The organism is Pseudoalteromonas sp. RW-H-Ap-1, from assembly GCF_048318575.1.
Lineage (GTDB): Bacteria > Pseudomonadota > Gammaproteobacteria > Enterobacterales > Alteromonadaceae > Pseudoalteromonas.
The window spans coordinates 679,583-701,486 of record NZ_CP166996.1 but is presented as its reverse complement, the minus strand read 5'-3'; the positions used below and the strand labels follow the sequence as shown (position 1 = coordinate 701,486).

16 protein-coding genes and 2 pseudogenes are annotated in these 21,904 nt (G+C 40.8%); 7 read left to right on the top strand and 11 right to left on the bottom strand.

Annotation, left to right across the window (positions count from 1 at the left end):
• Positions 1–97 precede the first annotated feature (97 nt).
• Together gmhB and AB8618_RS03240 are read right to left on the bottom strand one after the other, a co-directional pair.
• A complete protein-coding gene (gene gmhB, locus AB8618_RS03245; protein WP_413401355.1) occupies positions 98–667 on the bottom strand; it encodes a D-glycero-beta-D-manno-heptose 1,7-bisphosphate 7-phosphatase in 570 nt (189 codons plus the stop codon).
• On the bottom strand, positions 664–1,725 hold the full coding sequence (locus AB8618_RS03240) for a glycosyltransferase family 9 protein (protein ID WP_413401354.1): 1,062 nt from the start codon (positions 1,723–1,725) through the stop codon (positions 664–666). The genes gmhB and AB8618_RS03240 overlap by 4 nt, the downstream gene beginning before the upstream one ends.
• 123 nt (positions 1,726–1,848) lie before the next feature.
• Between AB8618_RS03240 and AB8618_RS03235 the strand changes: the two genes are divergently transcribed.
• A complete protein-coding gene (locus AB8618_RS03235; protein WP_409424808.1) occupies positions 1,849–2,571 on the top strand; it encodes a 3-deoxy-D-manno-octulosonic acid kinase in 723 nt (240 codons plus the stop codon).
• Positions 2,572–2,614: 43 nt separating this feature from the next.
• Here AB8618_RS03235 and AB8618_RS03230 read toward each other — a convergent pair whose 3' ends face one another.
• Positions 2,615–3,688 (bottom strand): glycosyltransferase family 1 protein, encoded by a 1,074-nt coding sequence (locus AB8618_RS03230; protein ID WP_413401353.1) that lies wholly within the window; start codon positions 3,686–3,688, stop codon positions 2,615–2,617.
• Positions 3,689–3,878: 190 nt separating this feature from the next.
• Here AB8618_RS03230 and AB8618_RS03225 point away from each other — a divergent pair, with 190 nt between their 5' ends.
• On the top strand, positions 3,879–5,426 hold the full coding sequence (locus tag AB8618_RS03225) for a capsule assembly Wzi family protein (RefSeq protein WP_413401352.1): 1,548 nt from the start codon (positions 3,879–3,881) through the stop codon (positions 5,424–5,426).
• Positions 5,427–5,497: 71 nt separating this feature from the next.
• Here AB8618_RS03225 and hldE read toward each other — a convergent pair whose 3' ends face one another.
• Together hldE and AB8618_RS03215 are read right to left on the bottom strand one after the other, a co-directional pair.
• Positions 5,498–6,937, bottom strand: a complete 1,440-nt coding sequence (hldE, locus tag AB8618_RS03220; protein ID WP_413401351.1) for a bifunctional D-glycero-beta-D-manno-heptose-7-phosphate kinase/D-glycero-beta-D-manno-heptose 1-phosphate adenylyltransferase HldE — start codon at positions 6,935–6,937, stop codon at positions 5,498–5,500.
• Entirely contained in the window at positions 6,937–7,527 is a 591-nt protein-coding gene (locus tag AB8618_RS03215; protein ID WP_290171007.1) for a D-sedoheptulose-7-phosphate isomerase, read from the bottom strand. Before AB8618_RS03215 ends, hldE begins: the two co-directional genes overlap by 1 nt.
• Before the next feature lie 233 nt (positions 7,528–7,760).
• Here AB8618_RS03215 and waaA point away from each other — a divergent pair.
• Positions 7,761–9,043 (top strand): annotated as a pseudogene (gene waaA / locus AB8618_RS03210) (lipid IV(A) 3-deoxy-D-manno-octulosonic acid transferase).
• Entirely contained in the window at positions 9,040–9,588 is a 549-nt protein-coding gene (locus AB8618_RS03205; RefSeq protein ID WP_413401349.1) for a DUF1415 domain-containing protein, read from the top strand. Before waaA ends, AB8618_RS03205 begins: the two are co-directional and overlap by 4 nt.
• Before the next feature lie 32 nt (positions 9,589–9,620).
• Here the strand turns inward: AB8618_RS03205 and AB8618_RS03200 are convergent, their stop codons facing one another.
• The 4 genes from AB8618_RS03200 to purL form a co-directional block, all read right to left on the bottom strand.
• The gene (locus tag AB8618_RS03200; protein ID WP_008115577.1) at positions 9,621–9,956 is read right to left on the bottom strand and encodes a YdbL family protein; all 336 of its coding nucleotides are present in this window, start codon (positions 9,954–9,956) and stop codon (positions 9,621–9,623) included.
• 9 nt (positions 9,957–9,965) lie between these two features.
• Entirely contained in the window at positions 9,966–10,148 is a 183-nt protein-coding gene (locus AB8618_RS03195) for a YnbE family lipoprotein (protein WP_008115575.1), read from the bottom strand.
• Complete coding sequence (locus AB8618_RS03190; protein ID WP_409424801.1) at positions 10,141–12,582, bottom strand: YdbH domain-containing protein; 2,442 nt, start codon at positions 12,580–12,582, stop codon at positions 10,141–10,143. The genes AB8618_RS03195 and AB8618_RS03190 overlap by 8 nt, the downstream gene beginning before the upstream one ends.
• Before the next feature lie 124 nt (positions 12,583–12,706).
• Positions 12,707–16,597, bottom strand: a complete 3,891-nt coding sequence (gene purL, locus AB8618_RS03185; protein ID WP_413401348.1) for a phosphoribosylformylglycinamidine synthase — start codon at positions 16,595–16,597, stop codon at positions 12,707–12,709.
• Positions 16,598–16,808: 211 nt separating this feature from the next.
• On the opposite strand from purL, the gene mltF reads away from it, so the two are divergent.
• Together mltF and AB8618_RS03175 are read left to right on the top strand one after the other, a co-directional pair.
• Positions 16,809–18,254, top strand: a complete 1,446-nt coding sequence (gene mltF, locus AB8618_RS03180; RefSeq protein ID WP_413401347.1) for a membrane-bound lytic murein transglycosylase MltF — start codon at positions 16,809–16,811, stop codon at positions 18,252–18,254.
• Between the two features lie 135 nt (positions 18,255–18,389).
• Positions 18,390–18,560, top strand: a complete 171-nt coding sequence (locus AB8618_RS03175) for a hypothetical protein (protein ID WP_008115566.1) — start codon at positions 18,390–18,392, stop codon at positions 18,558–18,560.
• Here the strand turns inward: AB8618_RS03175 and tadA are convergent.
• Positions 18,557–19,062, bottom strand: a pseudogene (tadA, locus tag AB8618_RS03170) (tRNA adenosine(34) deaminase TadA). The gene AB8618_RS03175 and the pseudogene tadA overlap by 4 nt on opposite strands.
• Positions 19,063–19,239: 177 nt before the next feature.
• Between tadA and AB8618_RS03165 the strand changes: the two are divergent.
• Positions 19,240–20,544 carry an inosine/guanosine kinase gene (locus AB8618_RS03165; RefSeq protein ID WP_413401346.1) on the top strand — a complete coding sequence of 435 codons (1,305 nt, stop codon included), beginning with the start codon at positions 19,240–19,242 and terminating at the stop codon, positions 20,542–20,544.
• A 22-nt stretch (positions 20,545–20,566) separates the two neighbouring features.
• On the opposite strand, the gene glsB is transcribed toward AB8618_RS03165, so the two are convergent.
• On the bottom strand, positions 20,567–21,490 hold the full coding sequence (gene glsB, locus AB8618_RS03160; protein WP_418157331.1) for a glutaminase B: 924 nt from the start codon (positions 21,488–21,490) through the stop codon (positions 20,567–20,569).
• Positions 21,491–21,904 lie beyond the last annotated feature (414 nt).

Sequence of the window (21,904 nt, the reverse complement as noted above, 5' to 3'; positions counted from 1 at the left end):
TTGTAAAAGTTTAAGCGCCAAATTGCACTGTTTGTCATTCGTCGCAAATTAGCTAATTGGCAGGAAAAGCTGCCAGTTTACAGGCATGAGATATATATTAAATGAGATCAGCAAGCAAAACAGGAAGTTCCTTGATTGAGTCACAAACATAGTCAGCGGACTTTACGGCTTGCTCATCAACTGTTTGCCCCGAACGTACCAATACTTTAGTGCGTATATTGGCGCTTATAGCAGCTTGCATATCACCTCGTTTGTCCCCCACCATCACACTCAGTGCAGGGTCGATATGATGATCTTTCATTCCTTGAAGTAACATACCAGGCGCTGGCTTTCTGCAATCGCAATCTGTTAAATACGCTGGTAATGCATTTTCAGGATGATGAGGACAAAAATAAACATCAGTAATTTCAATTTGATGATGACTAAACTGCGCTTTCATCCATGTGTTAAGGGCAAAAAAATCGGCTTCTGAGTAATAACCTCGACCAATCCCTGATTGATTAGTTACAACAATTATTTTGTAGCCCGCGTCATAAAATGCTTTACACGTTGAAAACACACCATCTATAAATTCAAACTCTTCGCTTTTAAATACATAGCCATGGTCAACATTTACTACACCATCACGGTCTAAAAAAAGCGCCTTATTTATGTGTTTACCATTCATAATAACGACTCTTCATTAACAACATGGTCAAACATTTTTTTTACTGCATCCGTGGTTATTTGACTCATTAAATCATCGCCTTTAACCCGAGTACCCCAAGGTAATTGCTCGGCGGTTTTACCTGTTTGCTTTAATAAGTTTTGGTGATAAACCTCAACCACGTAATCTTGGTATAAATAAGGCCCCGTTCGCGCAGGGTTTGAATGCGCATATAGACCAATAACAGGCGTGCCAACAGTCACCGCCATATGGGCTGGGCCTGTATCGGGCGCAAGTACTAAACCTGCACGCTTAAGTACGCACAATAATTCTTTGAGTTTTGTTTTACCCACCAAGTTCAGAATGGGTGAATCACTGTATTCAATGATGCTATTTGCTAAATTATTTTCAAGTTCAGTAGGCCCACCGGTTAGCACTACTTTAAAACCTTGCGCATTGGCATAATCAGCAAGCACGGCATAGCGTTCGGCTAACCAGTTACGCTGTGCTTTACTTGCCGCTGGCGAAATAACAAATAACTTATTTGATAAATAATCGTCACCTAACAGCTCATCAGCTTTAGCTTGATCTTTGTCGGTATAGGGCATATTCCAAACAGGGACATAATCATCAACACCAATTGTTTGAGCAAAGCCTTTAAATCCCTCTAAAACATGCGCCTGAGATTGGGCTTTAATACGTTTATTAATAAATAAACTATGCAGCTCTTTTGAACGAGCCCAGTCAAAACCAATTTTAACTTTGGCAGGGATACAGCGAGCGACAAAACCAGCTCTTAAAGCCACTTGCATATTAAGCAGTACGTCAAAACACTGCCCTTGGAAGGTTTGCTTTAACTGTTTCAGTGCCGCTTTACCTTGTTTTTTATCAAATACAACAAGCTCAACGCCAGGCAAATCTGCTAACAGCATCGCCTCGACTTTCCCTATCACCCATGTAATTTTAGCATTTGGATGCGCTTTTTGAATTGCTTGTACTGCACTCACTGCATGGCATACATCACCAATGGCAGAAAGACGTAAAATACAAATAGATGTGTAAGTAGGCGCTGAAGTCACACGTTTCCTTGGAGGTAAAATAATAAAACCCGATCTTAAATTATAATCGCGTCATTGCAAGTACTTATCCTTAGACTTAAAACACGTTAATATATGCACATATTAAAGCGAATCCTATGAGCTATGTTTAATCAACACGTCAAAAATAACCATGTCATTTTAAGCCATCCTCAATATAGCACCGAAATAGAGTTAGATTGGTTTGAGCCCAATTTCTGGCAACAGCAGCAAAAAATTGTCGGCGCTAAAAAGGGGCGTGCGACTGCTTGGTTTTTTAAACACGCAGATTTAACGGCTGTGTTGCGTCATTATTGGCGTGGCGGCCTAATAGGAAAACTACTCAGCGATCAATATTTATACTACGGACTTGAGCATACCCGTGTTTATCAAGAATTTAGTTTAATGACGCAATTAATAGAGTTAGGTTTAAATGTACCAAAGCCCATTGCAGCTAAAGTGAGCCGACATGGTTTTATTTACCGAGGTGATATTATTACTGAAGCGGTAAAAGGCGCTAAAAGCGTACTAGATGTACTGATTGAGCGCCCCTTAAGTGATATTGAGATAAAAAAAATAGCGCAAACCATTGCCCAATTTCATAATAAAGGGGTGTATCACGCTGATTTAAATATTAATAATATTTTATTTGATGACTCTGGTGACGTTTACATTATCGACTTTGATCGTGGCGAAATAAAAGTGCCCAATAAAAAATGGCAACAAAGCAACATGTCTCGCCTACAGCGCTCATTTTCAAAAGAGCAAAGCCGCAATAGTAACTTTCATTGGCAGCAAAACGATTGGCAAACATTAGGCAACCAATACAACCAAGAGCTCGAATTATAAAAAACTTGCTAAATCAATAACCTGAAAAACACACTTTTGATAACTAATGAGTATTATCAAACAACATGTTTTTCAAACCTTGTGTAATAATATCAAAACTATGGATTGTTTCTAAAGTAGAATACTTATCAATAATATATTTATAACGAGACTCTGTAAGTAACGTTTGCACTTTTTCACTTATATCAACAATATTAAGCTGTGCCTGATAAACCACTTCTGTGCGAGTACAACGAGTGAGGCGCTCACCTTGATCTTTTGAAATAGCACACGCAATTGCGGGGGTTTGCAAAGCAATAGCTTGAAGTAAAGTATCACCCGCGCTTAATAATGCCACCTTTGCCTGACTTAGTAAGGCTAAAAACTCTTCACCCTGAAGACTTGCTAAACAAGTAAGTTCATCGGTGTCTGGTAATGGGCTCGTATAGTTAGGACCAAACACCACAACCCCTTTTATACCCGTTTTTTTCGCAATAATCAGTGCTGCTTTATAGTAGATATCAGCACAGCTTTGCCCATTAATCGTATGCCCACCGGATCCTGCATTCACGATAAAAAATTCTTTTTCTTGTAAGTTATAACGTGTCAGTACATCACTTTTTTGCTGCTCTGAAGCAAAAACAGTAAATGGCCCTACATTCTCAGGGTATGCCAATGGCAGCATATTAAGCTTTAGTTTTTCATACCATGAAAGAGGGTCGATACAGTAATCAGGCTGAACCACCCAATGAGTATCAATAAGACCCGCTCTATTAAGCTTTAAGCCCTTTGCCCGTTTTTTCGCGTGCTGCGAAATAAAAACCACTTTAGCACCCACATTTCTCGCGGCCTTCATTTGTTCTGCTCGCCCTGCGCAATCAAATAGCACCACATCTGGTTTGTATTGCTCAATAAACTGACATACACGTGTGTTTTCTTTTGTTGCCGATTGATTTAACAATAAAGTAGGAAACGGGCAACTTTTAGCGTAAGCCGTGTGCTTATTTAAAATGAAATGAATATCTAACTGCTTGTCGTACTCTGAGGTAAGGGTATGAGCTAGCTGTAATGAGCGCATATATTCACCAATACCTTCTGGCGATGACACGGGAATAAATAAAAGTCGTTTGTTGCTCATTACTATCTCTGCTTTTCCTTTGCAGCGAGTATATCAACGCCATCTTTTTTACGATAGAGCTGCGGTGTTTTAATCTGTTCCAGAGTAATATTTTTTAGCTAATCTTTGTTTAATGAGTTGATTTAATTACTGCAATAAAGGGCGTAGATTGCTAGACTTAGCCGCAATTTAAATCACAAGGATCTGAGCTTTGCGAAACAAAATTTTTATACTCTCTTCGCTTTTTTGTGCCGTAACCACAACCGTGAATGCTGACCCCTGGGTAAAGCCTGATGACTATGGTCTTAGAGCAGATATACAACAGCTTGCCGATGCTGGCATTATTTTAGCGCCAGTAACAACGTATCCGTTAATGTGGAAAAGCTTTATTAATGATGTAAATAATACTACGTTAGAACAATTATCTCCTCGCCTGCAGGATGCGTTATTGCGTGTAAAACATCGTTATAAGTCAGAAAATAGTGGTTCTCATAGTGTACAACTTTCAGCTTCCGCCAACTCAGATCCATTAGCCGTTACTAGCTTTGGGGCAACAAATACTCAAGAGTCTGAATTAACAGCAGCTTATGCTTATCTAGGACATAACTTTGCGGCTAAAGTTGCGCTTAATCATCGCAGTGATGGCAAAAACTGTTTAGTCAATGGCAAAACAACTGACGATATAGCCAAAAATGAGCAAGCACTAACAGACTGTAATGATACCTCTTTAGATGACAGCTATTTAGCTTATCGTATGGGTAATTGGATTGTAAGAGCGGGTGCCGTTGAGCAATTTTGGGGCCCAGGTGTTGATAACAGCTTAATTATGTCTGGTAATTCAAAGCCACTTCCCGCAATAAGCCTCAGTAGAGAACAAAGTAGCGCGTTCGAAACACCTTGGCTTAGCTGGATTGGTCAGTGGAGCTTTACAGCACAAATGGCTAAGCTTGAATCAACCCGAGTTGTACCTGATGCATTATTATGGAGTACTCGTTTAAATCTTCGTCCAATTCAACAATTAGAAATTGGCTTTAGTTGGTCAGCACAATGGGCTGGCAAGGGACAACCCAGTTCAGCAGGCGACTTTTTTGATTTAATAACCGGCGGAGGTGAATGTGTTGATGGTACCAATGATTGTGATGGTGAGCTTATAACTCGCTTGGGTAATCAACTCGCGGGCTTTGATATTCGTTGGTCTGACACTTTGTTTGATCAACCTTATGCGGTATATGCAAGCACGATTGGTGAAGATACCAGTGGCGGTATTAAGCCAGTAGACAGAGGCTATCTTGGTGGAATACAAACCACGACTCGCATTTATAATCAGAATATTTTATTTAACCTAGAATACACTGATACCGGCGTAGCGTGTTCTGCCACATTAGCAACTGAAAACTGCTTCTATGAGCACAGTATTTATAATTCAGGGTATCGTTACCATGGTCGCCCTATCGGCTCTACCTATGATAATGATTCACAATCGCTAGTGTTAACCGTACTTGGGCAACTCTCAAGCGGAACTGACTGGCAAGTAAAATTACGTGATATTGACTACAACAGCGACAACCGTGACCGTTACCCAAATAACCCTGATTTAGGTAACTCGATTACCAAAACAGCATTTAGCTCTAAACAGCTTGAAGTACGTTACAGAATGCTTACCATGGGGGGACGCTTGACCCTTGGCGGACTTGCCTCTAATAACGATGGAGCAGAAAACGATACGTCTGCATTTGTAAAGTTCGAATATAACTTTTAGTTTTGCAAGCATTAAAAAAGGGGATAAACCAAAGTTTATCCCCTTTTTTATTTCACTAACTAGCTAACTAGCTAGCTTTTAATTTTGCTAATCACTTTTGATGTAGAACAACCATCTAAAAACTCAAGCACTTCGACTTTTCCGCCATGACGCAACACATGCTCGGCACCAGCAATTTGCTCAACGGTGTAATCACCACCTTTAACAAGAATATCTGGGCTAATTTGCTCAATTAGCTTTGCAGGTGTGTCATTTTCATCCTCACTGCCAAACGGAATAACCCAATCAACAGAGGCTAATGCACTTAGTACCATAGCACGCTCATCTAATGGGTTAATTGGGCGCTCAGGACCTTTTAAACGGGCAATAGATTCATCGTTATTTAAACCAACCACTAATCTATCACCACGCGCTTTAGCTTGCGCTAAATAGCGCACATGGCCTGCATGCAAAATATCAAAACAACCATTAGTAAATACAATGGTTTCACCATTTTGCTTTGCAAATTCAATATGCTGTAATACATCATCAAATGGGGTTTGATAATGCTCGCCAGTGGCTTGTAAGTATTGGCCTAACTTGCGGCTCAACTCTTCAGGAGAAACGGTAGCCGCTCCCAATTTACTTACTGCAATACCGGCTGCTAAGTTTGCAATTTCGACTGCATCTTTGGCGGTCATACCCGCACCTAGCATAACAGCAAGGGTGGCAATAACAGTATCGCCCGCACCGGTTACATCACTTACTTCGAGCTGCTGCGCTGCAAAGTCATGCTTTTGCGTTGCATCAATTAATGACATACCTTGTTCTGAGCGTGTTAGTAGCATGGCGTTAATACCCGCATCACTGATCAGGGTACGCGCGCTGCTAGCAAGCAACTCTTCTAAACCAACCTGACCACCCGCTAATTTAAACTCATTTAAATTAGGGGTTATGTAATCAGCCCCTCGGTACAACTCTAAATCAGATGATTTAGGGTCAACAAGCACGGTTTTACCTGCTTTTTTAGCAACCGAAATCATTTTTTTGATTAACGCGAGTGAGCCTTTGTTGTAATCAGAAAACACAATAAAGTCGTAATCACTCAGCACCAGCTCTAATCGATTTAATAACAACTGGCTATGAGACTCATTAAAAGCCTCTTCTAAATCTAAACGCACAACTTGCTGATGACGACTGATCACCCGCATTTTAGAAATGGTGGGCAAATCACATACACTCACAAGCTGTGAATTTATTTTTTCACCTTCTAGAATGTTTTCTAAAATTTGTCCGCTTTCATCCTCGCCAATTAGGCCGAGTAAACCTACTTTGCCATCTAGACGGGCTATATTTTTAGCCACATTGGCAGCACCACCAGCTTTGTCTTCAAATTTACTGACTTTTACAACGGGTACTGGTGCCTCTGGCGAAATACGGCCAGAATCACCATACCAGTAGCGATCGAGCATAACATCGCCAACCACTAGAATACGTGCTGCTGATAAGTTTTTTAATAGCGATAAATCCATTATTGCTGCTCCGCAACAACCATATCCATGGCTTCACACAACCAATGGCCGATAAACATGTGAGCTTCTTGAATACGGGCTGTTTCATCATTTTTAATAATAATAGGTAACTTGGCGATGTCTTTTACTTTCCCCCCATCGCGACCTGTAAATGCAACAGTGAACGCCCCTACTTCATTAGCGGCTTCTAACGCTAAATTAATATTATTACTGGTGCCCGATGTAGTTAAGCCAATTACAATATCTTCAGGTTTACATAGCGCCTGTACTTGGCGTTCAAATACCGTATCAAAATGATAGTCATTACTGTGCGCTGTTAAAATAGAGGTGTCTGTGGTTAAAGCAATAGACGCTAACGGTCCTCGCTCTAACTTATAACGTACTACAAACTCTGCAGCCAAATGCTGAGCATCAGCCGCACTGCCGCCATTACCAAACCAAACAACCTTACCACCAGCCTGTAAAGCACTATGACATGCTTCTAACAACTGCATTACCTCTTGATGATACGCCTCCATGGTTTCGAACAATACTTGGTGACGATTTAAACTTTCTAGGTAGCTAGTTGCCACTGAATCTATAATTGACATGAGATATTCCTCTTGGAACTGAAATGGCAGGAAAAATTAATTTCATTATTCCATAATTTTATAGCCAAATCACCTCTATATAACTAAATTAAAGCACGGGCAGAAAGTTATTATTCAGATAAAGAAGGTTTTTATCGTTGTTACCTTTTCAAGTGGCTATTTTATATTTGTGTATTTAGAAAAAAACGATTTCACGCTAAACTAGCGCCACTTTCATTTACATAAAGCACAGTATGGCACGCATTTTTTATTCACTCGCATTAATTATTATTAGCCCGCTGATTGTATTTTATTTATATGTACTAAGAGGTAAAAAAACGCAGGATATCGCGCTCACTTTAAGGAACGTTTTGGCTTCATAAACCGCGCTTTATTTTCAAACAACAATAAACCGGTTGTATTTCATTGTGCTTCTGTGGGCGAGGTGTTAGCTGCCACCCCTTTAATCAAAGCCCTACAACATGAGCAACCGCAGTTAAATATTTTAATTACCTGCAATACTCCAACAGGACGAGAGCAAGTTACCGCACAGTTTAAACAAAGCGCTGCTGTTAGCTATTTACCCATTGATTTTCCTATGGCCACCACTCGCTTTTTAAAACGAGTAAAGCCGCAATTACTCTGTATTTTAGAAACTGAACTCTGGCCGAACTTAATGGCTAATGCGCACAAACAAAATATACCTGTATTGGTTGTTAACGCACGGCTATCTGAAAAGTCACAGCAAGGCTACGAAAAAGTGGCCCAGCTAACTCGCAGTATCATGCAATCAATTACGGCACTCGCAAGTCACGACAAAACCGATGCAAGTCGCTTTATTGAATTAGGACTACCTGCTGAAAAAAGCCATGTAACGGGATCAATAAAATTTGATATTACCCCGACCACTGCACAACTCGATAAAGTCGCCTCTTTAAAGCAAGATTATAAAAAAGCAGAACGCTTTATATGGGTTGCAGGTTCTACACACCCTATAGAGCATGAGTTTATTTTAGCAGCCCACCAGCAACTATTAAAAACACATCCTGACGCTTTACTGATCATTGCGCCACGTCACCCTGAACAATTTGATAAAGTTGCAGAGCTACTGACTCACTCAAACCTTAGCTTTAGTCGCCGCAGTCAAAAAAATTATAACAATGAACAAGTTGTATTAGCCGACACATTAGGTGAATTACAATATCTATATGGTGCCGCTAATATTAGTTTTATCGGTGGCAGTTTAATTCGTCGTGGTGGCCATAACCCATTAGAGTCGGCAGCTTTTGCAGTGGGTGTACTTACCGGCCCACATACCTACAACTTTGACCATGTTTACCCTGAACTTATTAAACTAAAAGGTGCCCATGTAGTTGAAAATACTGACGAACTGGTGCTTGCATTGCTTCGCTTAATTAAAAACACCAAAGCGTGTGATATTCTTGGCAGTAAAGCCGCTCAGTGCGTTGCTAAAAACCAAGGGGCTATTGCCAAAACGCTTGCCATCATAACTCCTTATTTAGAGCCAAAACCGTGACTCATTTAGCTATATCTCAAACCCGTGAATGGGTAAGTGCTGTGATTGTAAAATACAATTTTTGTCCATTTGCCCGTAAAGAGGTTGAAAATAACTGCATTCATTACACCATGAGTAGCGCCTCAAAAATTGATGATGCTGTTATGGATATGCTTGAACAATGTGCCCAGCTTGACCGTGACCTTCAGCGTGAAACCACTTTGTTAATATTTGATAATGGCTTTACTGATTTTGAAGATTTCTTAGACCTTGTTGATTTAGCAAATGCGCTACTAGTTGTACAAGGGTTTGAGGGGAAGTACCAAATTGCAAACTTTCATCCTGACTATGTTTTTGCTGATAGTGATGAAGATGACGCTGCAAATTATACTAATCGCTCGCCTTTTCCTACTTTACACTTAATACGTGAAGCAAGTATGAGCGCGGCACTAGATGAATACAACGAGCCAGAATCAATTCCTGAACACAATATCAACTTAGCTCGCCGTAAGGGAATTCACTTTTGGCAGCAGCTACTTGAAAATTGCAAAAAACCGAGCGCATAAGCTCGGTTTTTGGTTTTTAATAATGCGCAGAGTTATTTTTTAACCCACTCACCATTAACTTCAACGAAATGCCCTGCTTGGGTTTTTTCAATGGTTTTTGCCGCCGCTAGTGCTTCTACTTGAGCAAGTGACAAGTTGTTCTTTTTCGCAAGTTTTAAATATTGTGCTTTGCGCTTTGCGTTAATTTCATCAACAACCGCTTTAGCCTCTGCATTTTGTACAACCAAACCTAAATAACCTGAGCTATCTTCACCCACAAGCCCTTGGTTTTTAGCATCATCTAAACTGATTGCCCAAGCAGAAAATGACAATAAAGCGGCACTCAAAAGTGTGATCACGTTTAACTTTTTATTTTTTAATAAACTCATAATTGCTCCTTAGAATAACTCACTGTCATCGCTAAATAAGTCATCTAGCTCTTTATCAACTTTTACGCGAATTTCATGATCAACCTTCACATTTAAATTAATGGTGATAGGCTCTTTCGCTGCCACTTCAACGCGGTGCGTACATGCACTAAGCAACCCCAGTGCTGTAAGTATTATCAGCCATTTAGTCATTTTTAGTTCCTTTTGTTGAATACTCTTGTTCAACTTTTTGAGTAATTTCATCACTTAAGCGCAATGCTCTTAAGAGTGTAAAAACATTTTCTTCATGGTTGTAATTAAAGTTAACTTGCTGCGCCTGTTCCTTATTGTATCCCTTTAAGTTTACACCTAAATAAAGCCAACCGTCAGGCTTTAAGTCAACACTACTGTTTAAGCTCTGAATGTCTAAATCTTCCAACAAGCTTAAAATCGGGTCCAGTTCTTGTTGCTGAGCTTTAACTGCATCAAAAGCTGCATTGTCAGTAATAACTAGTTTACCTGTTCCTTGGTTAGATAATTCACCAGATTTTACCGAAATACCTTGTTGATCAAAGTAAACGGGTAAGCGGCCATTCACTCGACCAGTTAGTGTAATGCCTGATTTGTCATCTAAGGTAATAAGTTTACTCGCATCAACATTTTCAAATGTGACCAAAGACTGCTGCGCGCTTTCCGTCACTTTGTAGCTATCCAAAGCAAAACGACCACCCAGTACATCAGCAGTTATTTTTTCAGCGCGAGCAATAGAGTTCTCAACACTAAAATTACCGACAATGTTACTCACAACAGCACCTGCTCGTAACTCATTTAATTCAAATGTAGTAGGAGCCACATTAAGCTGCCCTGAATCATAAGAACCCGTTAAGCGACTGCTAAAATGCGTAGCTAAATAATCGTTGTATAAGCCACTTACCTGTTCTACTTGAAATGTAAACTCAGCCTGCTGTAAATTAACATCTCCGCGAACAACCCCATTAAAGCTACCGTCGGTCAGCGTGGCTAATGGTTCAAACTGCTGTAAAACAGGGTTAAGTTTAGTCACGGCTTGATCTGCAACTGTTATCTCAAATGGATGCTCCACAGCAGATATGTGGTGACTGGCTACCAATTCAATACCATCAATAAATACATGATGTGAGGCTTGAAGCGCCCGACTTTGCAGGCCTTTAGAGCTAATGCGAATATTACTTAGGTTTAAAAAGTCACTGTTAAGTTGGGTAAGTTTAGTTTCACTGTTTAAATCGACAAATAATTCGCCAACAGCCAAACTAGAAGATGCTGATAATTGATTATTTACACCACGCACTTGGTATTGCTCATAAGCCACTGAGTGTAATTGGCTATCCAAGCTTGCGTTGATATTTTGTTTATCGTCAAGCTCAGTCGTAAACTGTGCCTTGTAGCCCTTTGCTGTTAATTTATCAAAACTAAGCTCAGCAAAAGCAATCTCGCTGGTTATTTTCGCATTTTTTTTATGATGTAAAACATCCGCTATTTTAAATTGACCTGTGCTTGCTACCTTTTTAGCTGATACAGGTAAAAAATCAGGCAGCTCATCGACATTTAATTGGTAGTTGCCATTCACAGCCAAGTTATTTAAAGCTGCATCTATTTCTATATGCTCAACGTTTTCACTGATAAACAATAACTTAATATTGCCTTTGGCATACTCTAACGGCTGCTGAATATTAATTGCTAGGTTTTTCAGGCTCAGCTTCGTTTCACTATTTTTAGTGTTTAATAGCATTGACGGTATAACAAGTTGTCCGTTTTCAAACTTTACCGTATCACTGAGCATCAATTGCCATTTTAACGGCAGCTGCTTGGCTACAAATTCACGCTGTGATTGATTATTTATAAGCGCCAAACAGTCACTATCAAACGTTACCAAGCTGGTTAATTGCTGTGTATTTAACAAGGCTTTTTTATCGTTAAAGTGATAGTAAATATTCATATCACCAAAAGCCTTTAGCGTTACTGGGCATTTACTAAATTGCTGTGTAAACTCAGCATCTATGTTTGATTTTATATCAACTGATAAACCATCGAAGATGAACTCATGCCCACTGTTTAATGAAAGCGCGGGTATCGGCTTTATCTTTGTTAGTAATCCATCAGCTAACTTAAAATGACCAGTAATTTTATGATTGCTGACTGTTACCTCTGCGACTGCATCACCTGAAATCACAAATGTATTTAGCTTCTCTTCAACAATGCCAACTACCAGTTCATCATGAAGTTGTGGGTGGGTAATTAACAATCTTTTGATATCAATTTTCGGCCGCTCTTTGGGTAAACTAAGTGCCAGCTTTTTGAAGGAATTATTGCTTGCTGAGACATTCTCACTATCATTTAAACGAAGATTAGCGCGGCCAACAGTTATTTTTTTTGTATTCGCCACAATGCCACCAAGCTCAATTTGATGGCCTTGGTAAGTCAAACATAATCGGTTTACGTCTAAGCTAATATTTGCATTTAGTGACCAATCTAAACAATGTAGTTCAACGCCAGATTGGCTCAAAGATGGCGCTATAGCCCATTGAGTTATAGGCATACGAAATACATAACCCAGTGTTAAAACACTCAGAAATAAAAACACGATTCCCCATGCGATACGTTTGATCATTCTATCCTTAATTTGAACCTTGAACCTTGAACCTTGAACCTTGAACCTTGAACAGTCTAAACAAAAAAGGCTGCACAAGGCAGCCTTTTTATCTTACATTTAGAGCATGAATCCAGCGTGTATATTAACCTACATTTTTACGCGCATTTCTAAACATACGCATCCATGGGCTATCCTCGCCCCACTCATCTGGGTGCCAAGAGTTAGCAACCGCACGGAATACACGTTCAGGGTGTGGCATCATTACAGTTGCACGACCATCTGTTGATGTAATACCAGTGATCCCTTCAGGTGAACCATTCGGGTTTGCTGGGTACTGTGTTGTTGGATTACCGTAGTTATCAACAAACTTAACCGCTACGGTGCCGCTTGCAAGTGCAGCCTTAGTTGCCGCATCGTTTGCAAATTCTGCATGACCTTCACCATGTGAAACTGCAATTGGCATACGTGAACCTGCCATACCATTAAAGAACACCGATGGGTTTTCTTGAATTTCAACCAGACTAAAGCGTGCTTCAAAACGCTCTGACTTATTAGTTACAAAGCGCGGCCAATGTTCAGTACCTGGAATCAACTCTTTTAATGTTGATAGCATCTGACAACCGTTACATACACCTAAGCTAAAGGTATCTTCACGATGGAAGAAGCTTTGGAACTGATCGCGTGCCATATCGTTAAACAATATTGACTTAGCCCAGCCTTCACCGGCGCCTAATACGTCACCGTAAGAGAAGCCACCACATGCCACCAAACCTTTGAACTGTTCAAGCGTTAAACGACCTTCTAAAATATCACTCATGTGAACATCTACCGCAGCAAAACCAGCACGGTTAAACGCAGCAGCCATTTCTAGGTGCGAGTTAACGCCCTGCTCACGTAAAATAGCCATTTGTGGCTTAGCACCTGTCGCAATGTACGGTGCAGCAATATCTTCGTTTAAGTCAAAGTTAAGTTTAACGTTTAAGCCTGGGTCTTTTGCATCAAATTTAGCGTCAAACTCTTGCTTTGCACACTCAGGGTTATCACGACGCGCTTGCATCTGATAGGTTGTTTCGGCCCAAATTGTACGAAGCTCAGTACGCGTATGATTAAGTACTGTTTGCTCACCACGATTAAATACAATGTTATCGTCATTATTAAGCGAGCCAATCACATGGCTAATTGCGGCAACACCATGCTGCTCAAATACAGCTTTTACAGCATCTAAATCACTGTTTGCTACTTGAATTACAGCACCTAACTCTTCGTTATAAAGCGCTTCAATATCAGAGCCTGTCAAAGTCGCTAAATCTACGGTTACACCGGTATGTCCGGTAAACGCCATTTCAGCGATAGTAGTAAACAAGCCACCGTCTGAACGGTCATGATACGCAAGTAACTTGCTATCAGCCACTAGCGCCTGCATAGCATTATAAAAGCCTTTTAGTAACTCAGGGCTATCTACATCTGGAGTAACATCACCAAGCTGCTTATAAACTTGTGCAAGGCTTGATGCGCCCAGTCGGTTTTTACCCGCACCTAAATCAACTAAAATAAGCGAAGTGTCGCCCTTATCAGTGCGCAGCTGTGGAGTCACCGTTTTACGTACATCGTCAACACGGCCAAAGGCTGTAATAATCAGTGATAAAGGCGATGTTACTGATTGCTCAGTTGTATCATCTTCATTTTTCCATGTCGTTTTCATCGACATCGAGTCTTTACCTACTGGGATTGTTAACCCAAGTGCTGGACATAACTCTTCACCAACAGCTTTTACCGCTTCATATAAACCTGCGTCTTCACCAGGGTGACCTGCAGCCGCCATCCAGTTAGCAGATAGCTTAATGTTCTCAAGGCTACCAATATTAGTACCAGCAATATTTGTAAGAGACTCGGCCACAGCCAAACGTGCTGAGGCGCCATAATTAAGTAATGCCGCTGGAGTACGTTCACCTAGTGACATAGCTTCACCGTGGTAGGTATCGTAAGTTGCTGCGGTAACTGCACAGTTAGCCACAGGCACTTGCCATGGGCCTACCATTTGATCGCGCGCTACTAAACCAGTTACAGAGCGATCGCCAATAGTAATCAGGAAGGTTTTTTCTGCAATGGTTGGTAAACGTAATAAACGCTGCGCTGCATCCGCAGGATTAATTGCCTCTACATTTAATGCAGTACCGACTACTTGTTGCGACGTAACATCACGATGCATTTTAGGTGCTTTACCTAGTAATACATCCAATGGTAAATCTACAGGGCTGTTATCAAAATGACTATCGGCAACTGTTAAATGGCGCTCTTCTGTTGCTTCACCAATAACTGCATATTGTGCGCGCTCACGCTTACAAATTGCTTCAAAGCGTGCAAAGTCTTCAACGCCCACAGCAAGCACATATCGCTCTTGCGATTCATTACACCAAATTTCGTGTGGTGCCATGCCCGGCTCATCATTAGGGATATCGCGTAGTTGGAATTTACCACCACGTCCACCATCATTAACAAGCTCAGGGAATGCATTTGATAAACCGCCGGCGCCCACATCGTGTATAAACGCAATAGGGTTTGCATCACCTAGCTGCCAACATTTGTCGATCACTTCTTGACAACGACGTTCCATTTCTGGGTTTTCACGTTGAACAGAAGCAAAATCTAAATCTTCGTTTGATTGACCCGATGCCATGCTAGATGCAGCACCACCGCCTAAACCAATGTTCATTGCAGGGCCGCCAAGCGCAATCAATTTTGCGCCTACTGGAATATCGCCTTTTTGAACATGATCAGCACGAATATTTCCTAAACCACCGGCAAGCATAATTGGCTTGTGGTAACCACGTACCTCTTCACCATTGTGACTCGTTACTTTTTCTTCATAAGTACGGAAATAACCTAAAAGATTAGGGCGGCCAAACTCATTATTAAACGCAGCACCACCTAATGGGCCTTCAGTCATAATATCTAAGGCGTTAACAATACGACCCGGCTTACCAAAATCACTTTCCCAAGGTTGTTCAAAACCTGGAATGCGTAAATTAGATACAGTAAAACCTACCAAACCCGCTTTTGGCTTAGAGCCTCGACCGGTTGCGCCCTCATCTCGAATCTCACCACCCGACCCAGTCGCCGCACCAGAGAAAGGAGCAATTGCTGTTGGGTGGTTATGGGTTTCAACTTTCATTAAAATTTCAATGTCTTCTTGATGATACGCATATTCACCTTGCACATTCGGGAAGAAGCGACCCGCCTTTGAACCTTTCATTACGGCTGCGTTATCTTTATAGGCAGACAGTACATTTTCAGGATTATGCTCAAAGGTATTTTTAATCATTTTAAACAACGACTTTGGCTGCTCAATACCATCGATAGTCCAATCAGCATTAAATATTTTATGACGACAATGCTCTGAGTTTGCTTGTGCAAACATGAATAATTCGATGTCGTTAGGGTTGCGCCCTAACTTGATGAAGTTTTCAACTAAGTAGTCAATTTCATCATCAGCAAGTGCAAACCCTTGCTCTATATTGGCTACAGCTAATGCTTCGCGGCCGCCACCTAAGATATCAACTGATGACATTGGGCGTGGCGCATCGCTGCGAAATAACTGCGCTGCATCTTCTAATTTGCTATGAGTAGCTTCAGTCATGCGATCATGAAGAAGCGCTGTAACCTGTGCAAGCTGCTCGGCGCTTAAATCACCCTCAACATAATATGCAATTCCTCGCTCTACGCGATGAACTTGCTTAAGCCCACAGTTATGAGCGATATCAGTCGCTTTTGAAGCCCATGGCGAAATAGTACCAGGTCGAGGCGTTACTAATACCAACTGACCCGCTGGCGTATGCTCAGCAATTGTTGGTCCATAGGTTAATAACTTTTCAAGTTTGGTTTGCTCATCATTGTTTAATGGCGATGTTAAATCGGCAAAGTGAGCGTATTCGGCATATACATTAGTGACAGGAAGTTGCGATTGTTGGCAACGCGCTAAAATTTTATTAACTCTGAACTCTGAAAGTGCTGGTGCACCACGAAGGATCAACATAAGTAATTTCACCCGGGGTTAGGGATTGAACGATATTTTAGGCGCGTATTATAGTCCAAATTACTCTCAGATTTAACTCAAAAATGCGCTTTTCATTAAATTAACTTTTTCTTTTTGTTTACACCTATTTTTTACTTACTGCGATTAAACGGTAAGTGACGTAATCAGTAAGTTTTGTTATAACAGGAGATACGATGCTAAAGAGGCGAATATGTTGAAGATAAAGCTAATAACAATTATTACGTTAGTCATCCTTTTGTGTGCCTGTAATACACAAGAGCAGTCAACACAGCTTGCCCAAATTAAATCAGAAAATAAAATTCGTGTGGGTACACTCGCCAGCGCAAGTAATTACTATCAAGCTGTTCAAGGTGAACAAGGGTTTGAATTTGAGCTCTCTCAAGCATTCGCCGATTACCTTGGGGTAGAGCTTGAAATTGTGCCCTTTTTTAATTTATCCGATATGTTTGCGCGCTTAGATAGTGGCGACCTAGATTTAATTGCCTCTGGACTTACTTTTAACAAGGCGCGCGCCAAACGTTACCGCTATGGCCCAACATACAGAACAATTAGTCAAAAATTAGTATTTAAACAAGGCCGAGAACGCCCAAGAGATTTTGATGATTTAACTGGTAACTTCACTGTTATTGCCAAAAGTAGTCACTCGCTCACATTAGAGGAAATGCAACAAAACAACCCTGATTTAACTTGGAATGAAACCGAAGAGTTTGATGAGGAAGAGTTATTACAAGCCGTTATTGATGGGGAGATAGATTACACCTTAGCGGATTCTCATACATTAGCGTTGTTTAGGCGTTATCATCCTAACTTGAGTATTGGCTTTTCAGTTACCCGTAATGATTCAATTGCATGGATACTCAAAAAGTCGAATGATGACTCTTTGTACGCATTGCTAGTTCCTTTTTTCGGTGAAGCAAAACAAAACAATCAACTTTATGTACTTGAAGAGAAGTATTTTGGCCATGTCCGTCAGTTTAATTACGTTAATACCTTAGCCTACATAGATGCAATAAAAGAAACACTGCCTAAATATCAACCTTGGTTTGTGCAATATGCGGGTAGCCTTGATTGGCGCTTACTTGCTGCATTGAGTTATCAAGAGTCGATGTGGAACCCACGAGCTAAATCACCAACGGGTGTACGCGGTATTATGATGCTAACAAGGCGCACAGCAAAACAAGTCGGTGTTACTAATCGCTTAGAACCAGAACAAAACATACGTGGCGGTGCGAAATACTTAGCTAAATTGATCAAGCGTATACCAGATAGAATCCCTCAGCCTGATCGTACTTGGCTTGCGCTTGCGGCTTATAATGTTGGTTGGGGGCACGTCAACGATGCCCGCATAATTACCGAACAGCAAGGAGCTAGCCCTGATAAATGGGCTGATGTTAAAAAGCGCTTACCATTACTAGTAAAAAAACGTCACTACCGTAATACCCGCTATGGCTATGCTCGCGGTGATGTTGCAGTGACTTACGTTGACAATATTCGTCGCTATTACGATGCGCTAGTTTGGCTGGATGAAAATGACGCAATGGCAACTATACCGCCAGCAAGCGAAACAAAAGAGCAGACTATTAAACCAGATGAGGCAAATCAACGTACTAGTGATGAAGTCGAAAAAGAGAAATAAATATGCTATGAAATTTCGCGCTGAATTAGCGACATGCCAGAAAAGCAAATAGTTGTTTACTTGCAATCAATTATTCAATAATCTGGCTCAATTGTATTAAAATTTGTGTCATCACCAAGCACATAAGGATAAGTCATGCTTAAACGTAGACGTACACATCAACTTAAACGTTGTATAAAGCACTCAACTGCTACTCGCCGTCGAGTGATGTTAAGAAACTTGCATAAAAAGGTTATTTGGCGTCGCCGCATGTTCGCTATGCAACAAATGGCTGAGTTAGATGCTCTAATAGCAGCAGCTGACTAATCGCTGTTAGCAATACGAGCGGCTAGCTTTGCTGCTTTTATCTGCGCCCGGCGACGCTTAAAAAACTCGAAATAGTCTCTGCACATTGTGTCTCTAAAACCCCACCCGTTATTTCTACCTGATGGTTCAGACGAGGTTCTTGCAATAAGTTCATAATTGAACCAGCAGAACCGGTTTTAGCATCGGCAGCACCAAATACCAAGCGTTTAATTCGGCTGTGCACCAATAAACCTGCACACATAGAGCACGGCTCTAGCGTGACATATAAAGTGCAATCAATTAAGCGATAGTTATTAAGCACTTTGCCGGCTTCTCTTACCGCTATCATCTCAGCATGAGCAGATGGATCATTATCAGTAATTGAGCGATTATAACCCGCGCTTATAAGCTGATTATTTTTGACAATAATAGCGCCTACAGGTATCTCATCGAGTTGCTCTGCTTGTTTTGCATACACAAGGGCTTGTTCCATCCAATATTGGTCGTCAAATGGCTCTGTCATGATTATTACTTAACTATTTTTTATGCCGTAATTATACCAACTTAGCGTAATAAAATGCGCTATTGATCACTTTATTGCAAAAATAAAACAAATTTAAGTGGTTTACCATGGCCCATAAGGCGGGATTTACGCTATAATCTCTCGCTTTTTTTATTTAGCTCACAACACGGGTAGCAAATGAAATTTCCTGGACGCCGCAGGCATAAACATTATTTTCCAGTGGAAGCCAAAGATCCACTGACCAATCAACTTAACGCCACAGAACGATTACACCGCAGCTATATTACGGGGATCGATCAAATCGTTGTTGATATAGAAGCTAAGGTTGACCAAGCTTTTCTCGATGAATTTCAATTGCGCCGAGGGATGTCGCAAGTTATAGATAATGACATCACTAATGCTTTATACGATCGCTTAAAACTAAACGATATGGTCGATTACGAATTCGCAGGAGGGACCGTTGGCAACACGATGCACAACTATTCCGTACTTGCTGATGATCGTTCGGTACTATTAGGCGTAATGAGCGAAAATATAAAAATAGGCAGTTATGCTTATCGATTTTTATGTAATAACTCAAGTCGTGTAGATTTAGACTACTTACAACCAGTCGATGGTCCTATTGGCCGTTGCTTTACCTTGATTGATGAAACAGGTGAGCGCACGTTTGCTATTAGTGCTGGCCTGATGAATTACCTAAAGCCAGAGTCAATTGATAAAGAGCTAATAGAAGGCTCATCAGCATTAGTCATCAGTGCTTATTTAATGCGTACTCAAGGTGATGAAACCATGACCGAAGCGACTATGCAAGCAATCAAGTATGCTAACGATGCAAATGTACCCGTGGTATTAACACTGGGGACTAAGTTTCTTATCGAGCAGGATCCGACATGGTGGGCTAACTTTGTAGAAAAGCATGTTGATATACTTGCTATGAACGAAGAAGAAGGCCAAGCAATTACTGGATATGAAGATCCACTCCTTGCTGCTGACAAAGCATTAGATTGGGTTGACTTAGTTATTTGTACAGCCGGTGAAAAAGGCTTATTTATGGCTGGTTTTGTTGACGACAGCTGCAAACGTGAAACAGAGTATCCATTATTACCGGGTGCCATACCAGATTTTAATCGTTATGAATTTTCACGTGCAATGCGCAGGGTTGACTGTGAAAACCCTATAAAGGCATATAGCCATACAGCGCCGTTTATGGGCGGGCCCGACTCGATTAAAAATACCAATGGTGCCGGTGATTGCGCTTTAGCTGCTGTTTTACATGACTTATCAGCGAATGTTTATCATAAGTTGAATGTTGCGAACTCAGCAAAGCATCAGCAACAGGCTATTACCTACTCATCGCTCGCACAAATTAGTAAATACGCTAACCGTGCTAGCTTTGAAGTGCTTGTACAGCATTCGCCTCGCTTATCACGTGGTTTGCCTGAGCGCGAAGATTGTTTAGAACAAGTGTATTGGGATCAATAAGATCCCATTACGCTAAACGAAGCTAAAATATCGATATATCAAGCTTTTTAGATAGCAGCTCTAATGCTGCTATTCCCGCCACTGAGTTACCAAAAGAGTTTAATCCCGGTGAATAGACTGCAACTGTAAACCTATTCGGTAACACCGCTAATATTGTTCCAGAAACACCCGATTTACCAGGCATACCTACACGATAACCAAAGTCACCTGCTGCGTCATATAACCCACTGGTAAACAACAACGAATTTAGTTGCTTGTTTTGACGACTAGAAAGTATTCGTTTTTTTGAGCTGTAATCGATCCCTTTATTGGCTAAAAAATTGTACGCCTTAGCAAGCTCGATACAATTAAGTTCTATGGCACAAAAATTAAAATACGACCAAAGGACATCATCTACTTCATTTTCAAAGTTACCGAATGATTTCATTAAATGTGCCATTGCCGCATTTCGATGCCGAAACTCATACTCTGAGTTAGCCACTTGCTTATCAATTACAATACTTCGATTACCTGATAAATCGCGAAATGTTTCAAGCATAGAGTGCATTGGAGCTGATAAACGACTATACAATGCATCACAGGTAACAATCGCTCCCGCATTAATAAATGGGTTCCGTGGAATCCCTTTTTCAAACTCAAGCTGTGTCAGAGAGTTAAACGCCGTACCTGAAGGCTCTTTGCCAACTCTATTCCATAATTCATCGCCATAGCGTTGCAACGCTAATGTCAGAGTCATAACCTTAGAGACAGATTGAATTGTGAAGCGTTGCTCACAATTACCGGCGCAGAAAATCTCTCCGTCCGTAGTGTAAATAGCAATAGAGAACTGCTCAGGAGAAACCTCTGCCAATGCCGGTATATAATCGGCAACTTTACCCTGCGTTAGTAAAGGCTTAACCTCTTGAGTTATCTCATTTAACACTCGTTGGTAATCACTCGTTGGCAATCGACACCTCAATAATACGAAATCTAAAATCAAATTTTAACACGTCAGATCCATAACCGCATGGTAATGTTGAGCAAATAGGGGATTTACAGATATCAATAAAAACATTTCAATACAAACGTCGAAACTATTACAGCATAAGTAAACCATAGTAAGGACTTTAAGTTCCTACTTTTTCACTTTAATATGATACTTTTAATCCCGCATCTCTGTTTTTCACTTTTTTACAGACAACAAAAAACCCGACACATTGCTGTACGGGTTTCCTTTATTTAGAGTCGGTGCGATACTTCGTAGCGACAACGCAGTAGAATGTAGTAGTGCACACATCGGTAAAGCGTCACATAGCAAATGAGATACTCTCTATGTGTCGGGAGTCGCTTCGCTGCCCAACCTACGCGATAGTGCTGGGTG

What these genes read in the sequence shown, in the direction of transcription:
- gmhB (WP_413401355.1), bottom strand. Translation starts at nt 667, where the DNA reads ATGAATGGTAAACACATAAATAAGGCGCTTTTTTTAGACCGTGATGGT.
- AB8618_RS03235 (WP_409424808.1), top strand. Translation starts at nt 1,849, where the DNA reads ATGTTTAATCAACACGTCAAAAATAACCATGTCATTTTAAGCCATCCT.
- AB8618_RS03230 (WP_413401353.1), bottom strand. Translation starts at nt 3,688, where the DNA reads ATGAGCAACAAACGACTTTTATTTATTCCCGTGTCATCGCCAGAAGGT.
- hldE (WP_413401351.1), bottom strand. Translation starts at nt 6,937, where the DNA reads ATGGATTTATCGCTATTAAAAAACTTATCAGCAGCACGTATTCTAGTG.
- AB8618_RS03215 (WP_290171007.1), bottom strand. Translation starts at nt 7,527, where the DNA reads ATGTCAATTATAGATTCAGTGGCAACTAGCTACCTAGAAAGTTTAAAT.
- AB8618_RS03200 (WP_008115577.1), bottom strand. Translation starts at nt 9,956, where the DNA reads ATGAGTTTATTAAAAAATAAAAAGTTAAACGTGATCACACTTTTGAGT.
- AB8618_RS03195 (WP_008115575.1), bottom strand. Translation starts at nt 10,148, where the DNA reads ATGACTAAATGGCTGATAATACTTACAGCACTGGGGTTGCTTAGTGCA.
- AB8618_RS03190 (WP_409424801.1), bottom strand. Translation starts at nt 12,582, where the DNA reads ATGATCAAACGTATCGCATGGGGAATCGTGTTTTTATTTCTGAGTGTT.
- purL (WP_413401348.1), bottom strand. Translation starts at nt 16,597, where the DNA reads ATGTTGATCCTTCGTGGTGCACCAGCACTTTCAGAGTTCAGAGTTAAT.
- mltF (WP_413401347.1), top strand. Translation starts at nt 16,809, where the DNA reads ATGTTGAAGATAAAGCTAATAACAATTATTACGTTAGTCATCCTTTTG.
- AB8618_RS03175 (WP_008115566.1), top strand. Translation starts at nt 18,390, where the DNA reads ATGCTTAAACGTAGACGTACACATCAACTTAAACGTTGTATAAAGCAC.
- AB8618_RS03165 (WP_413401346.1), top strand. Translation starts at nt 19,240, where the DNA reads ATGAAATTTCCTGGACGCCGCAGGCATAAACATTATTTTCCAGTGGAA.